The organism is Defluviimonas sp. SAOS-178_SWC (assembly GCF_039830135.1).
Classification (GTDB): Bacteria; Pseudomonadota; Alphaproteobacteria; order Rhodobacterales; family Rhodobacteraceae; genus Albidovulum.
The window spans coordinates 956,365-971,237 of record NZ_CP156081.1; the positions used below are offsets into that span (position 1 = coordinate 956,365).

Consider the following 14,873-nt stretch of genomic DNA (forward strand, 5'->3'; position numbering starts at 1 on the left):
AGTGTAAAGGGCGTCCGCCGTGTATTCCTTCCCGGGGGGCGAAGCTCCCCGCGCCTAGACGCACCGCCAGAGGTTCCCGTCAGTGTCCGGCGCGGGCCACCGCCGCGCGCTGCCGGACGAGGGCGAGGACAAGGTCGATGGTGGGGGTCGGCGAAGCGGTCAAGCGGCCGAGTTCCTGAACGGACCCGATGAGCGCGTCGATTTCCATTGGCCGTCCGGCTTCCAGATCCTGGAGCATCGACGTGCGGTGCGCGCCCACCGCCGCGCCGCCGTCGATCCTCCGGTCCACGTCGATCGGGAAGGTCACGCCAAGCTTCTCGGCGATCACCTGCGCCTCCAGCATCATCGCGCGAACAATCGCTCTTGTGCCGGGGTCTGTGCAGAGCACGTCGAGCGTCGCGTGGGTGAGGGCGGAGATCGGGTTGAACGACAGGTTGCCCCAGAGCTTGACCCAGATCTCGTCCCGCAGCTTCGGGCGAACGGGCGCTTTCAACCCGGCGGCGGACAGCGCGGCGGAGAGGGCGAGCGCGCGGTCGGACTTCGAACCGTCGGGTTCGCCGAGAGAGAAGCGGTTGCCCTCGATATGGCGGACGGTGCCGGGCTCCGTCACCTCGGCGGCGGGATAGACGACGCAACCAAGGACGCGGTCCGGCCCGATGCCGTTCCACTGCACGTCGCCGGGATCGACGGAACGAAGCCGCGTGCCTTCCAGCGGCCCGCCGATCTTGTGGAAGTACCACCACGGCACACCGTTGACCCCGCTGACGACCGTGCTCGACGGTCCGAGAAGCGGGGCCATGCGGTCGACGATGGCCGGCACCGAATGCGCCTTCAGGGTCAGTATGACGTAGTCCTGCCGGCCAAGCTCCGACGGATCGGCGCTGGCGCGGACCTTGTGGCAGGTTTCCTGGCCGTCCTCGATCAGCGTCAGGCCCTTCGTGCGGATCGCGTCGAGATGCGCGCCGCGTGCGACAAGGCTGACATCCGCCCCGGACGCCGCAAGCTTCGCGCCGAGGTAGCCGCCGATCGCACCCGCGCCGAAGATACAGATCCGCATATCCCGCCCCCTCAGGCCGCGCCGTCGCCGAGACCGAGCTTTTCGGCCAATCCGATGCGCTGGAGTTTGCCGGTCGCACCTTTCGGAATCTCGTCGAGAATGATGATCCGTCGGGGCACCTTGAAATCGGCGAGACGCCCGGAAGCGAAGTCCCGGATCTCGCGCTCGGTCGCCGCGCTGCCTTCGCGCAGCATCACGGCGGCGGCGACCTCTTCACCGAGCTTCGCATGCGGCATGGCGAAGGTGACGACCTGCGCGATCGCCGGATGGTCGAGAAGAATTCCGTCGACTTCCAGCGGGCTGATCTTCTCGCCCCCGCGATTGATGATTTCCTTCAGGCGTCCGGTGAGGCGAAGGTAGCCCTTGTCGTCGAATGCGCCCTGATCGCCGGTGCGGAACCAGCGCGCGCCCTCTGCCATGAAGAAATTCTTTTCGTTCGCCTCCGGGTTTCCTTCATAGCCCGGCGTGATGTTGGGCCCGGAGATCACGACCTCCCCGGTGCCGTCGATCAACCGGTTCTCGATCTCGTGCGCGATGCGGACGCGGGGGCCCGCCGCGCGGCCGACGGAGCCGGGGATCTGGCCGCCCTGCGTCAAGGGATTGCACGTCATCTGGTGGGCGGCCTCGGTCATGCCGTAGGCCTCGACCACCGGGGCGCCGAAGGTGTCGGCGAGGGCCGTCATGACCTGGGCGGGCAGGGAGGCGGACGAAGACCGGATGAAACGCAGCTTCGAGCCGGCAATGACGTCGCGGTTGCGGTCGGCCCGGGCGAGGATCGCCTGGTGCATCGTCGGCACCGCCGTGTACCAGGTGGGGCCGACCTCCTTCACCCAGCCGAAGAACTTGAGCGCATCGAAGCCGGGTGCGCAAGAGATCGAAGCGCCTGCCGCGAGCGACGCCGAAATGGCCGCGATCAGCCCGTGGATGTGAAAGAGCGGCATGACGTTCAGGCAGCGGTCAGCGGGCGAAAGGTCGAGCGACCGGCGGACATTCTGGGCCGAAGCCGCGATGTTCGAATGCAAAAGCGGCACGATCTTCGGGCGCGACGTCGTTCCGGAGGTGTGGAGGATCAGTGCCACATCGTCGGATTCCGGGCTGCCCGCGGAGGCCGGGGTGGCGGAGCCATCCATGTGAAGCGTGAACGCCCCGGCAGGTCCGTCGCCGCCTTTCAGGCGCAGAATGAGCAACCCGAACTTTTCCGCCGCCGCGAGCGCCGGGCCGTCGTAGGTGTCACTTACGACAAGTGCCTTCGCCTTCAGGTCTTCGAGGTAGAACTCGTATTCTTCCTGCCGATAGGAGGGGTTGAGCGGCGCGGTGGCGGCGGCTTGCGCGATGGTGACGAAAGCCGTCGCCATTTCCGGCCCGTTCGGCAGGACGATGGCGACGCGGTCCTTGGCGCCGACTCCCTTGGCACGGAGATCGGCTTCGACCGCCGCCGAAAGATCGCGCAGCGCGCCGTAGCTCATCCAGTCCCGTCCCGGCGCGCCGATCGCTGGCTGCGTGGCGTCATGCGGCGCGATGATGTCCCTGAGAGTCTCAGCCATTCCGTTCCGTTCCCTTGCGAATGTCGTCCTGCGGCGCCCTGCGCCTACCGCTTCGCCGCATAATAGGCGACCTTGCGTTCGAGATAGCCCAGAAACTCGGATATCGAGAAGGCAAGCGCGAAGAGGATGATCAGCACCGCCCAGAAATGCCCCATCAGGAAGTTCGAGGCGTAAAGCTCGAAAAGCGCGCCGAAGCCGACGATGGAAATCAGAAGCTGTCCGATGATCACGCCCTTGACCGCGCGGATCACCCCGATGCGCACGCCGCCGAGAATTTCCGGCAGGGCCGCCCAAAAGTAGATCTTGGTGAAGGAGTCGATGGGTGAGGCGCCGAAGCTCCGTGCCATGTCGACGAGCGAGCGGTTGATCTGCCGGACGCCCGCGCGTGCGTTCAGGATGATGATCCAGATCGCGAAAAGCGTCGTTGTGATGATGATCGAGGTGAGGCCGAAGCCGAAGAGCACCATGAGCACCGGAACGAGCGCGGTCAGAGGGGCGGAGACGAAGATGTTGACCCAAGGCAGCAGCAATTCGTCGAGAAAGCGGCTCTTGCCCATCAGGATGCCGACCGGAATCCCGATCACGATCGCGAAGAAGACCCCCATCAGGAAGGCGTAGGCCGTTTCCCAGAGCGCTTTCATGAAGGCCGGCGTTCCGATGATCTCGAACAGTGTCGCGAAGACCTGCGACAGCGGCGGCAGGAAGAAGGTGAGGTTCATCTGGCCCACGACCTCCCAAAGAAGGCCCCAGAGGAGGAGCGAGGACATCGCCGGAAGTTTCACGCCGAACAGGTGCATCGCTTACTCCACGTAGCTGCGCAGCGAGGCCCAGATCTCATCCACGATGTCGAGGTATTCCGGATCGCGGCGGATATTCTCCACCCCCTTGTTGCGGAAGCTCGACGGGCGGATGATCTCGGACACGCGGCTCGGTCGCGGCAGGAGGATGGCGATCTGGTCGGAAACATAGACCGCCTCTTCGATGGAGTGGGTGACAAAGATGAAGGTCTTGTTCTCGTGCTCGACGAGCGACAGGAGATCTTCCTGGAACTTGCGGCGGGTCTGTTCGTCGACGGCCGAGAACGGTTCATCGAGCAGTAGGACCTGCGAGTCCACCGAGAGCGCCCGCGCGAGGCCGACCCGTTGCCGCATCCCGCCCGACAATTCGTGCGGAAAGCTTTTCTCGAAACCCGAAAGGCCGACATTGGCGATGTATTTCTCGGCCTTCGCCTCGCGTTCGGATTTCGGCACGCCGCGCAGTTCGAGGCCGAAGGCGACATTGCGCAGGACATTCGCCCAAGGCAGCAGAGCGAAATCCTGAAAGACGAAGGCGCGGTCGTCGCCGGGGCCGGTGATCGCCTTGCCGCCCACCTCGATCGTGCCCGTATCGGCGGGGATGAGGCCGGCGATGATCTTCAGAAGCGTGGTCTTGCCGCATCCCGACGGCCCGAGAAGCGAGGTGAGCTGCCCGCGCGGAAATTCCAGCGACATGTTCTTCAGCGCCTCGACGGATCCGTAGTTCTTCGAAACGCCGCGCACCGAAACCGCGCTTTCGGGCTCGAGCTTCCGGGCGTCGGCAAAGGAGCTGTCAGTCTGAGACATAACCACGGTTGTTTCCTTCGAACAAGAAATCTTCCAGCTTTTCGAGGAGGTTGAGGAAAACAACCGCAAGCAGGATGATGGAGAAGATGGCCGCGTACATGCTGGGATAGTCGGCGATGGAGCGGCTGTAGCTGATGATGTCGCCGACCCCGGTCGGGGTGATCTTCAGTTCGGCGAGGATCGCGCCGATGAAGCCCGCCGAGACGCCGAGGCGAAGGCCGGAGAAGATGACGGGCGAGGCCGCGGGGATGACGATCTTGAGCAGGATCTGGCGGTCGTTCGCCAGGAAGGATTGCCCCATCTCCTTCAAGGACACGGGCGTGTTCCGCACCGCACTGGCGGTGTTCAATACGATGACCGGCATCGCCATGATCCCCACGACGAACACCTTGGAGGTCAGCCCGATCCCGTAGGCCATGACCAGAAGCGGGATCAGCGCGGCAAGGGGGGCCGCCTGCATCACGATGAAGATCGGCGAGAAGAACCATTCCGAGCGGGCGCTGAGACCGATCCAGAGGCCGAAACCGATCCCGAGGATGGCCGAGATCGCCACACCGAGGACGAGCGGTTTCAGTGTCTCGGCATAGGCGTGCAGAAGCGTGCCGTCGAAGGCCATCCGCGCCAGCGCCTCCATCGCTTCCAGGAACGTCGGAAAGGCGTAGCTGATCGGGATGCGCCCGGCGATTTCCCACGCGCCGAAGACGAGCACCGCGGACAGAAGCTTGAGAAGAAGGGAGCGGTTCATGGGGGCGTATCCATCGCGGGCGGGAAGCTGCGGGCCAGTGGCCCGCAGCCGTCCTGAGTGTTACTGACTGGCCGCGTCGAGCGGCTTGAAGTACCAGAAGTCCTCGACGTTCAGACTTGCCGGATCGCCTTCGAGCTGGCCCGCCTCGGTATACCATTCCATGTCGGCCGCCGCCGCCTTGCGCCCGCCGCCGTCCGGATCATAAAGACCGCCGGCTACCGCTTCGGTGTAGAAGCCGTCGAGTTCGTCGAGGATTTCCTTCGGCAGCTGACCGATCGGGCCGTCCGGATTGGTTTCCCGCCGGATGATCGTCGGATCGGCGGTCATATCGCGCCAGGTGCTAAGGAGCGCCTTGACGAAGATGTCGACCTGTTCCTCGTTCGCCTCGATCCAGTCGAGATTGGCGAAAAGCGCCTCGTCGCTGGCATCGACGTCGAACATCGGCAGGACGTGGAACTTGTCGCCCGCCTCTGCGATGATCTTGTTCTTGTTCGACAGATCGAGAATCGTGGCCTTGGCCTGATCGGCCATCATCGCGACGACGCGGTTGGCGGAGCCTGGAACGTAAGACCGCTCGCCGAACTTCATGCCCTCTTTCTCCTCGATCACGTTGGCGATGGAGTCGGTGCCGCCGCCGCGCGAATGGAGCATGATCGGCTCACCGTCGAGGTCCTTCAGCGACGCATAATCCATCGTCGTCACCGGGAAGAATTTCAGCTTCGAGAGCTGGAAGATGATCCGGAGCGGCGCCTTGGACCGCTGCATGATCGAGTAGGGCGTGCCGAAGCCGATGTCCATCTGGCCGCTCAGCACCGCCTGGATGGCGAGTTCCTCGTCGGCGAATGCCGTCCATTCGTAGTCGAGCCCGTTGGCCTTCGCGCGATCGAGGGCCACGAAGAAGGCAGCCATCTCGTCGGACGGGGTTTCGGCAAGCGCGATCTTGATCGGCTCGGCCTGCGCGGCGCTGACCGTCAGCCCGACGGCAACCGGAATGGCGCATGCGAATTTTCTTACAAGCGTAACGATGTCAGTCATTTTTCTCCTCCCTGAGAAAACACGCCCTGTTTGTGCGGCGGTGGTCGGCCCTTGGCTCTGTTTTCCCGCCGCAAGTCTTCTCCTGTGCTAGGCGCCTCCGAACAGACGTTCGGAAACGGATTTCAGATGAGTGCGCATCGCCTCATATGCCCCTTCCGGCCGGCGCCCCGCGATTTCCATCGCGATCGCCTCGTGTTCTGCGAAACTTGAATGGTCTGAGGGCGGGCGCTGGCTGTCGCGCACGACGCTGCCCCAGGCCACGGCTCGGCGAACGCCGTTCAACTGGTTGAAGAGCGCGATCAGCAGCAGGTTGTCGGTCGCTTCGGCGATCGCATGGTGAAAGAGATCGTCCTGCGTTTCGTAGACGGCCCATGTCGACGCGGAATGGGCGCGCTCCATCGCGAGCTGCATCGCCATCAGCGCCTTGCCCGAGGCGTTGACCGCCGCTTCGCGGGCGATGGCGGGCTCGATGGCGAGTCGCGCCCGCATCATCTTGAATGGCGTGATCTGTCGCCCGAGTTCGAGCATCGGATCGGCCATTGCGGCGGCGCCGGTGTCGGACACGAAGGTGCCCTTGCCGACGTGCCGCCAGATCACGCCGTCCCGCTCCAGCGCGTCGAGCGCGCGCCGCAGTGCGTTCCGGGTCATGCCGAGCCGCTCGCAAAGCTCCCGCTCCGGGGGCAGGCGAAAGCCGGGCTCAAACCCGCCATCGGCGATGAACTCCTGCAGCTGGCTGATCGCTTGATCGCCACCGTTGGGTTTCGATTGGCTCAGCACATCCATCCCTATTGGTTGACCAATCTATCGACTGTTGCGACCAATCTCCGGTCTATTGGCCGGATCATTGCGAATTGAATCGCCAAGTGCAAGTAAAATTGCGATTGACTACTATTGATCTGAACCAATACGTTTTGCACCAAGTCGCGCATGGTCGCGTAAAAGGGAGGATAGTGATGACGAATTTCGTGATTCCGGCGCCGGACGTGGCGTCCATTGCCGTTTCCGGCGGCGGGGCGTTCCCTGTGCGCCGGATCTACTGCATTGGCCGCAACTATGCCGCCCACGCCGTCGAAATGGGTCACGACCCGGACCGGGAGCCGCCGTTTTTCTTTCAGAAGAACTCCAGCAACCTCGATTCGTCCGGCGAATTTCCGTATCCGGACAAGACCTCGGACGTGCATCACGAGATCGAACTCGTGGTCGCCCTGAAATCGGGCGGCACCAACATTCCGCTCGACCAGGCGCTTGATCACGTCTGGGGATATGGCATCGGCCTCGATATGACGCGGCGCGACCTTCAAGGCGAGGCGAAGAAGCTTGGGCGCCCTTGGGAAATCGGCAAGGCCTTCGAACGGTCCGCCCCGGTCGGCCCGCTGCATCCGGTTACAGAGACCGGCCATCTTTCCGAAGGACGGATCGAACTGAAGATCAATGGCGAGGTTCGACAGGAAGGCGACCTGAACCAGATGATCTGGAAGGTGCCGGAAATGATCTCCTACCTCTCCGACTATTTCGAACTCGCCCCCGGCGACATCATCATGTCGGGAACGCCTTCGGGCGTCGGGCCGGTCGTGAGGGGCGACACGATGGAAGCCAGCATCGCGGGCCTCGGCAGCCTCACTGTCAAGGTGGTCTGAATCCGGAAATCGGTGTAGGAACGCATCCGGGGCGGGAAGCGGGGCCAGTGTGGCCGCCGTTTCCCGCCCCGGACCGCTTGACGCATTGTGCGAGGGCGGAAGTTCAGTGTATACCATCGCACACAATCCGGAACGACTCCCGAACATTGACGAGGATGACGCGATATGACGGCCGACCGACCGACCCCCGACATCATCTATACGAAAGTGGACGAAGCGCCCGAACTGGCCTCGGCCTCGCTGCTGCCGGTTATCCGCGCCTTCGCGGGCGCCGCGGGCATTACCATCGGCACGCGCGACATCTCGCTTGCCGGGCGCATCATCGCGTCGTTTCCCGAGCGGCTGACCGAGGCGCAGCGCCAGTCGGACGATCTGGCCGTGCTGGGTGAGATCGTGAAGAGCGCCGATGCCAACGTCATCAAGCTGCCGAACATCTCGGCCTCCACCCCGCAGCTCGTCGCCGCGATCAGCGAGCTTCAGGCGCAGGGTTACGACCTGCCGGACTACCCGGAAGATCCGGCCACCGAAGCCGAGAAAGATGCACGCGCCCGGTACGACGCAGTCAAGGGTTCGGCCGTGAACCCGGTCTTGCGCGAGGGCAATTCCGACCGCCGCGCCGCCGTCGCAGTGAAGAACTATGCCAAGGCGAACCCGCATTCGATGGGCGTTTGGAAGGTCGACAGCAAGACGCGCGTCTCGACGATGGGCGCCAATGACTTTGCGTCCAACGAGAAATCCGCAATCGTGTCCGAGGCGCAGGCCGGGGCCGCGCGGATCGAACTGATCGGCAAGGATGGCACGGTCAAGGTCCTGAAGGACAAGGTGCAGTATCCGGCCGGAACCGTCGTGGATGCGACCTTCATGTCGGCCAAGGCGCTCGACGCGTTCATTGCGGAGCAGATCGAGGCGACGAAGGCGGAAGGCACGCTCTTCTCGCTCCACCTCAAGGCCACGATGATGAAGGTCTCCGACCCGATCCTCTTCGGCCACGCGGTGCGCGCCTACCTGCAGCCAGTTTTCGACAAGTACGGCGATGACCTCGCCGCTGCCGGCGTGAACCCGAATTCCGGCGTCGGCGCAATGCTCGACATCATCGCGGGGATGCCGAGCGCCGCCGAGATCAAATCCGCCGTCGAGGCGACCCTGACGAACCGCCCGCCGCTTTACATGGTGAATTCCGACAAGGGCATCACCAACCTGCACGTCCCCTCGGACGTCATCATCGACGCCTCCATGCCCGCGCTCATCCGTGCCGGCGGCAAGGGTTGGGGTCCGGACGGGAAGGAAGCCGATACCAACTGCGTGATCCCCGACAGCTCCTATGCGCCCGTCTATGACGAGACGGTCCGCTACTTCAAGGAAACCGGCGCGCTCGATCCGCGGACGGCGGGAACGGTGCAGAACGTCGGGCTGATGGCGCAGAAGGCCGAGGAATACGGCTCGCATCCGACGACGTTCGAAATTCCGTTCGACGGCACGGTCCGCATGATCCTCGCCAATGGCGACGTGTTGCACCAACACGAGGTCGAGGCCGGCGACATCTGGCGGTCGGCCAGCACCCGCAAGGCCCCGATCGAGGACTGGGTGAAGCTCGCCATCGAACGGCAGAAGGCCGAAGGCTGCCAGGCGATCTTCTGGCTCGACGAGGCGCGCGCGCACGACGCCGTTCTCATCGGTCTCGTGAAACCGCTCCTTGAAAAGGCGGGCGTCGCCGACAGGTTCAAGATCATGTCGCCGCGCGATGCGACCCGCCTGACGCTGGAGACGATCCGCAAGGGCGAAAACTCCATCGCGATCACCGGCAACGTGCTTCGTGATTACCTCACCGATCTATTCCCGATCCTCGAACTCGGGACCTCTGCCAAGATGCTGTCGGTCGTGAAGTTGATGAACGGGGGCGGCCTGTTCGAGACCGGCGCCGGCGGTTCGGCGCCGAAGCACGTTCAGCAGCTGGTCGAGGAAAATCACCTCCGCTGGGATTCACTCGGCGAATTCTGCGCGCTGGGGGAAAGCTTCAATTTCCTTGCCGAGACCAGCGGCAACGCGAAGGTGCGCGTCCTTGGCAAGGCCGTCGATACGGCGACGCAAGGTATCCTTGACCATGATCGGTCGCCCCATCGCAAAGTCGGTCGGCCCGACAACCGCGACAGCCACTACTGGTTCGCCCGCTACTGGGCCGAGGCCATAGCAGCGCAGAAGGACGACGCCGAACTGGCCGCCACGTTCCGCAAGGTCGCCGACGCGCTTGCCGGTGACGAAAAGACGATCCTCTCGGAACTCGCATCGGTGCAGGGCAAGCCTGCGGACCTCGGGGGTTACTACCATCCCGACGCCGAGAAACTGGCGAAGGTGATGCGGCCCTCGAAGGCGTTCAACGCCGTCGTGGACGGGTTGCGAGCCAGGCAGGTCTGAGCGCGCGCCACGCGCCGAAGTTTCGGGGAAACGGAAGCGCTGACCGGCATCGACGGGCACCAATGTCCGCGATGCCGCCAGCGGTCTTCCGTTTCTTGCACCTGACCGGGCATTTCCTCACGAAACGGGCGGAGCCGGTGTCGCCGCTCGGCGCCGGTATGGATCGGGAAACACTCCTGTTCGAAAAAGACAACTTCTCAAATCGACTGGATGGTGGTGATATCACGTGTCTAGTGTATTGAGAGTGTTAGGTTTTTTATGGAAAATCCGAGAAAAGGCGAGCTATTGTTGCCGCGCCTGGCCTCAATGCCCGATCCGTCGGCACGGAACCCGCAAGCCTTGAGCGCGCATCACCGAATTTGCCGGGCCGCGCCCGGTTCATTCCATGCCTTCGCCGGGTTCGTCCGCAGCTTCATGCGGATCGCGAACCGGTCTCTCACCGTCTTCCCGGTCCTCGAAATGCTCGGGCTCGCGGGCCTGATCCTTCTGCTGGCGCGTTAGGCCCGCCCGACACGTCACTCCGCCGGGCTGACAGCCGCTTTCCTCAGCCCGAACCAGCGGCGCTTCTGTCGGGGTTTGTCGCCCCGCGAAGTCAGCATCAGCAACGACGGCGTCACCACCAGCGTCAGGATCGTCGCGAAAGCGAGGCCGAAGACGATGGCCGAGGAGAGCGAAATCCACCACTGCGTGGACGGTGCGCCGTATGTCGTCTCATGGCTCATGATCTCGAGGTTGAAGCCGAAGGCGATCGGCAGGACGCCGAGGATCGCGGTGACGGCGGTCAGCACGACCGGACGGGCGCGTTCGTGGCAGGTCTCAAGGATCGCATCGACCTTGTTCATCCCCTCGCGCCGCAGCGTGTCGTAGGTGTCGATCAGCACGATGTTGTTGTTCACGACGACCCCGGCGAGCGCGATGATCCCGATGCCGGTCATGACGATGCCGAAGGGCTGGCCCATGATCATGAGGCCAAGGAAGACCCCGATCGTCGACATGATGACGGCGGTGAAGATCAGCCCGACCGAGATGAAGCGGTTGAACTGGGCCAGAAGCACGACGAAGATCAGGAACATCGCCGCCGCGAAGGCCTTGGCGAGGAAGGCGCCGGCGGCGGCTTGTTCCTCATCCTCGCCGGCCATGGACCAGCGGATGCCCACTTCCTCAAACCCAGCCTCGTCTAGCGCGGCGGCCACGCCCTGTCGGATCGGGTCGGCCTGCACGCCTTCGCGGATGTTGGCCTGCACGGTTACGGTGCGAGCGCCGTCGATGCGGGTCAGCGTTCCCGTCGTGGGTGCCGCCACGCGCGAGACGAAGTTGGATATCGGCACGGGGCCGGCGGCGGTCTCTACGCGGAGCTGGTCGAGATCCGAGATGGTGCGCTGATCCTTGGGCAGCCGGAGGACGATATCCACCGCATCGTCGGTCCCAGCGGGGCGGAAGTCCGACAGCTTCAGCCCGTTGGTGACGAGCTGCACCACCGCCCCGACCGACGCGGGCGAGACGCCATAGCGGGCGGCCGCCGCGCGGTCGATCTGCAATTCCCAGTCGACGCCCGGTGGGGGAAGACCGTTGTCGACGTCTATGATGTAAGGGCTCTTCGCCAATTCATCAGCAACGCCGCGCGCAGCCACAGAAAGGCCTCTGGGATCGGCGGCCGAGAGCCGCACCTGAATCGCCTTACCCGTGGGCGGGCCGGCCTGCGGCACGGAGACCTCGATATCGGCGCCGGGAATACCTTCCATCGCCACCCGCAGGTCGGCGAGGATCGCGTTGGCGTTCTTCCGTTCCCGCCAATCGACGAATTCATACTGGATCACGCCCACCACGTCGGCGGCGACTTCGTTGCCGGCGGCCTGGCCCTTGCCCGAGCGGGTGTAGACGGTCTTGATGCCGGGCCAGCCGAGGATGCGTTCCTCCGCCTGCCGCGTCAGGGCGTCCTTTTCCTCGATGGAGAGATTGCCCCGGGCATGGACGTAGAGGAGACCGTATTCAGGTTCCACGTTCGGGAAGAACTCCACCCCCTTGCCGTAGATGCCGTAGGCATAGGGAACCGCGACCAGCGTCGCAAGCGCCGTGACCGTCACCAGGATCGGGTGCCGGATCGCGCGGGCGACGAAGCGCATGTAGAGGCTGTTGCGGCTGCGGTCCTCTTCCTTCACCGGCTTGGCGATGATCGCGCCAAGTGTCGGCGCGAAGTAGAGCGCGTAGACCAGCGAGGCCGAGAGCGTCGCGATCAGCGTGATCGGCATGTATTTCATGAACTCGCCGACGATCCCCGGCCAGAAGAGGAGCGGCGAGAAGGCCGCGACCCGCGTCGCGGTCGCCGCGAGCACCGGGCCGGTCATCTTGTGCGACGCCAGCGCGAAGGCCTCGCGCTTGCCCATGCCCTCCGCCATCCGCCGTTCGGCGTATTCGGTGACGATGATCGCGTCGTCGACGAGCATGCCGACGGCAAGGATCAGGCTGAAGAGGACGACGATGTTGACGGTCAATCCGGCCAGTTGCAGCCCAAGGATGCCGATCAGGAACGAAGCCGGGATGGCGAGGCCGATGAGCAGCGAGGCCCGGCCCGAGAGCGCGTAGAGGATCACGATGAAGACGAGGATCACCGCCGTCAGGACCGAGTTCTGAAGATCCGTCAGAAGCTGGCGGATGTCGGTGGACTTGTCCTGGCTGAACGACACGATTGTGCCCTCGGGCAGGAGCTTCTGGAATTCTGTCGTGACCTCCTTCACCTTGTCCACCGTCTCGATCAGGTTGGAGCCGGTGCGCTTCGACACTTCGATGGCGATGGCCGGGTTGCCGTCGAGCCGGGTGATCGTCTCGGGGTCCTTATAGGTCGCGCGGATTGCGGCAAGGTCGCGGGCACGGACAATGGCGGTGCCGTTGGAGATGACGGGAAGGTTGGCGACGTCTTCCACCGTCTCGATCAGCGACGGCACCTTGATCGCATAGCGCCCCTCGGCACCTTCCAGGGCGCCTGCCGCGATGAGCTGGTTGTTGGCGGCCACGCCGGCGATGAGCGTGTCCGGCCGCAGCCCGTAGGAGGACAGCTTGGCGGGATCTATGATGACCTCGACGAGGTCCTCGCGCACGCCCTGCAACGTGGCGTCGAGCACACCCGGAATTTCCTCGATCCGGTCGCGGAGCTCGCGGCCCGCCCGGGTCAGGACACGCTCCGGAACCTCGCCCGACAGCGTGACCACGAGGACCGGGAATTCGGAGATGTTGACCTCGTTCACCGTCGGCTCATCGGCACCGTCCGGAAGGTCGCGCTTGGCCTCTGAAACCTTCGAGCGTACATCGTCGAGCGCCTTCTTCAGGTCGGCGCCCGCCTGGAATTCCAGCAGGACGTTGCCGCCACCCTGATAGGCGGTCGACGTCATTTCCTTGATCCCGGCGATGGTCTTCAGCGAAGTTTCCATCGGGCGGAGCAGAAGCCGCTCGCTATCCTCGGGCGAGATGCCCTGATAGCCGAGGCTGACATAGATGATCGGGATCTGGATGTCGGGCTCGGCCTCTTTCGGGATCGTGACATAGGCCTGCGCCCCCGCCAGCATCAGGAAGACGAGAACGGAGATCGTCAGCCGCGCATTGCGGATGGCGGTTTCGACCAATCCCATGGTTCAGTTCCCGCCCGTGGCCGCGGTGGCGTCCTTGACGGCCACGGTCTCGCCGTCGCGGACGAGGTCCTGGCCGGACACGACGATGCGGACATCCTCGGGCACGCCCTTGACGACGAGGCCTTCGGCGGTGTCGTCGATCAGTTCGATGGCGGCGAAGCGGGCGACATTGTCCGGGCCGACGACGCGGAGGCCGATCTCGCCATCCTCGGACAGGGTGATGATGGAGCGGGGCACGGTGACGGAGCGCTCGGGTTTGGTATAGAGGCTGACCTCGGCCGTCATGCCCGAGGGAACGGTGCGGTCGGGGTTGGGCAGCGCCACCTCGATCGGGAAGGTCCGGGTCTCCGCCGTCGCTTCGCGCGCGAGGTGGCGGACCGTGCCCTCCATCACCTGCCCGTTGACGAGCCGGACGCTGGCCCGGTCTCCGACCGCGACGAAGCCGACGTCAAGTTCGCTGACCTCGGCGCGCATCACGATGGGATCGAGCGCAAGGAGGGTCGCGATCGGTGTGCCGGTCTGCACCCATTCGCCAAGCTCGACATCGACACTGTCGACGACGCCGGCATAGGGCGCGCGGAGGTTCAGGCGATCGGCGGCGGCCTCTGCCTGGCTGAGGGCGGCTTCGGCGGCGGCCTTGTCGGCGCGGACCTTGATCAGCTGAAGTTCGGCGGTATTGCCGCTCTTGAAAAGTTTCTCGGCGACCTCAAGCTCCTGCGCGCGCTGGGCGAGCGTCGCCTCCGCGGTGGTCACGGCGGCCGTCACGTCGGCGCCTTCGATGGTCATGACGATCTGGTCAGCGTCCACTGCGTCGCCCTGGGTGATGGCGAGCGAAGAGATGACGCCACTCGACCTTGCGGCAAGAACCGCCCGCTTGTCTGCGCCGGTCACGCCCGAAATGCGGATCTCGCGCGCGTGATCCTTGAAGACCGGTGTGATCGCCGCCACGGTCCGAAGGGCGCTGCCGGGAGTGCCGCTGGCATCTTTGGTCTGGGGTGCGGGCTGCGCGGCATGCGCTTCCTCGCTGCCGACCGAGGCAAATTTTCCGGTGCCGACCCATGCGGCCGCGGCAATGAGAACGACTGCGGCCGTGATCTTGTGGCCTTTGAAACGCCAAGCCATCAAATTGAAATCCTGAATTCGGAACGTCGGGCCCCACCAGAAAACATGGGGATCGTTCCTGTAACTGTCTGTCGCGCTCATTATCTGATAAGTGAAC

General features: G+C 64.4%; 12 protein-coding genes. 3 read left to right on the forward strand and 9 right to left on the reverse strand.

Going from position 1 to position 14,873, the window contains the following annotated elements; translation table 11 throughout:
• Positions 1-79: 79 nt before the first annotated feature.
• From V5734_RS05675 to V5734_RS05705, 7 genes are all read right to left on the reverse strand, one after another.
• Positions 80-1,057 carry a 2-dehydropantoate 2-reductase gene (locus V5734_RS05675; RefSeq protein ID WP_347312531.1) on the reverse strand — a complete coding sequence of 326 codons (978 nt, stop codon included), beginning with the start codon at positions 1,055-1,057 and terminating at the stop codon, positions 80-82.
• An 11-nt stretch (positions 1,058-1,068) separates the two neighbouring features.
• Complete coding sequence (locus tag V5734_RS05680; RefSeq protein ID WP_347312532.1) at positions 1,069-2,601, reverse strand: acyl--CoA ligase; 1,533 nt, start codon at positions 2,599-2,601, stop codon at positions 1,069-1,071.
• Between the two features lie 44 nt (positions 2,602-2,645).
• A complete protein-coding gene (locus V5734_RS05685; RefSeq protein ID WP_347312533.1) occupies positions 2,646-3,398 on the reverse strand; it encodes an ABC transporter permease in 753 nt (250 codons plus the stop codon).
• A gap of 3 nt (positions 3,399-3,401) precedes the next feature.
• Positions 3,402-4,202: an ABC transporter ATP-binding protein gene (locus tag V5734_RS05690; protein ID WP_347313581.1), complete on the reverse strand. Its 801-nt coding sequence runs from the start codon at positions 4,200-4,202 to the stop codon at positions 3,402-3,404.
• Positions 4,189-4,947: an ABC transporter permease gene (locus V5734_RS05695; RefSeq protein ID WP_347312534.1), complete on the reverse strand. Its 759-nt coding sequence runs from the start codon at positions 4,945-4,947 to the stop codon at positions 4,189-4,191. The genes V5734_RS05690 and V5734_RS05695 overlap by 14 nt, the downstream gene beginning before the upstream one ends.
• A gap of 60 nt (positions 4,948-5,007) precedes the next feature.
• A complete protein-coding gene (locus V5734_RS05700; protein WP_347312535.1) occupies positions 5,008-5,982 on the reverse strand; it encodes an ABC transporter substrate-binding protein in 975 nt (324 codons plus the stop codon).
• An 87-nt stretch (positions 5,983-6,069) separates the two neighbouring features.
• A complete protein-coding gene (locus V5734_RS05705; protein ID WP_347312536.1) occupies positions 6,070-6,765 on the reverse strand; it encodes a FadR/GntR family transcriptional regulator in 696 nt (231 codons plus the stop codon).
• Positions 6,766-6,935: 170 nt separating this feature from the next.
• Here V5734_RS05705 and V5734_RS05710 point away from each other — a divergent pair, with 170 nt between their 5' ends.
• From V5734_RS05710 to V5734_RS05720, 3 genes are all read left to right on the forward strand, one after another.
• The gene (locus V5734_RS05710) at positions 6,936-7,619 is read left to right on the forward strand and encodes a fumarylacetoacetate hydrolase family protein (RefSeq protein WP_347312537.1); all 684 of its coding nucleotides are present in this window, start codon (positions 6,936-6,938) and stop codon (positions 7,617-7,619) included.
• A 165-nt stretch (positions 7,620-7,784) separates the two neighbouring features.
• On the forward strand, positions 7,785-10,031 hold the full coding sequence (locus tag V5734_RS05715; RefSeq protein ID WP_347312538.1) for an NADP-dependent isocitrate dehydrogenase: 2,247 nt from the start codon (positions 7,785-7,787) through the stop codon (positions 10,029-10,031).
• 339 nt (positions 10,032-10,370) lie between these two features.
• Positions 10,371-10,532 (forward strand): hypothetical protein, encoded by a 162-nt coding sequence (locus V5734_RS05720; protein ID WP_347312539.1) that lies wholly within the window; start codon positions 10,371-10,373, stop codon positions 10,530-10,532.
• A 14-nt stretch (positions 10,533-10,546) separates the two neighbouring features.
• Here V5734_RS05720 and V5734_RS05725 read toward each other — a convergent pair whose 3' ends face one another.
• Both V5734_RS05725 and V5734_RS05730 read right to left on the reverse strand, forming a co-directional pair.
• Positions 10,547-13,654 (reverse strand): efflux RND transporter permease subunit, encoded by a 3,108-nt coding sequence (locus V5734_RS05725; RefSeq protein ID WP_347312540.1) that lies wholly within the window; start codon positions 13,652-13,654, stop codon positions 10,547-10,549.
• Positions 13,655-13,657: 3 nt separating this feature from the next.
• A complete protein-coding gene (locus V5734_RS05730; protein ID WP_347312541.1) occupies positions 13,658-14,776 on the reverse strand; it encodes an efflux RND transporter periplasmic adaptor subunit in 1,119 nt (372 codons plus the stop codon).
• Positions 14,777-14,873 lie beyond the last annotated feature (97 nt).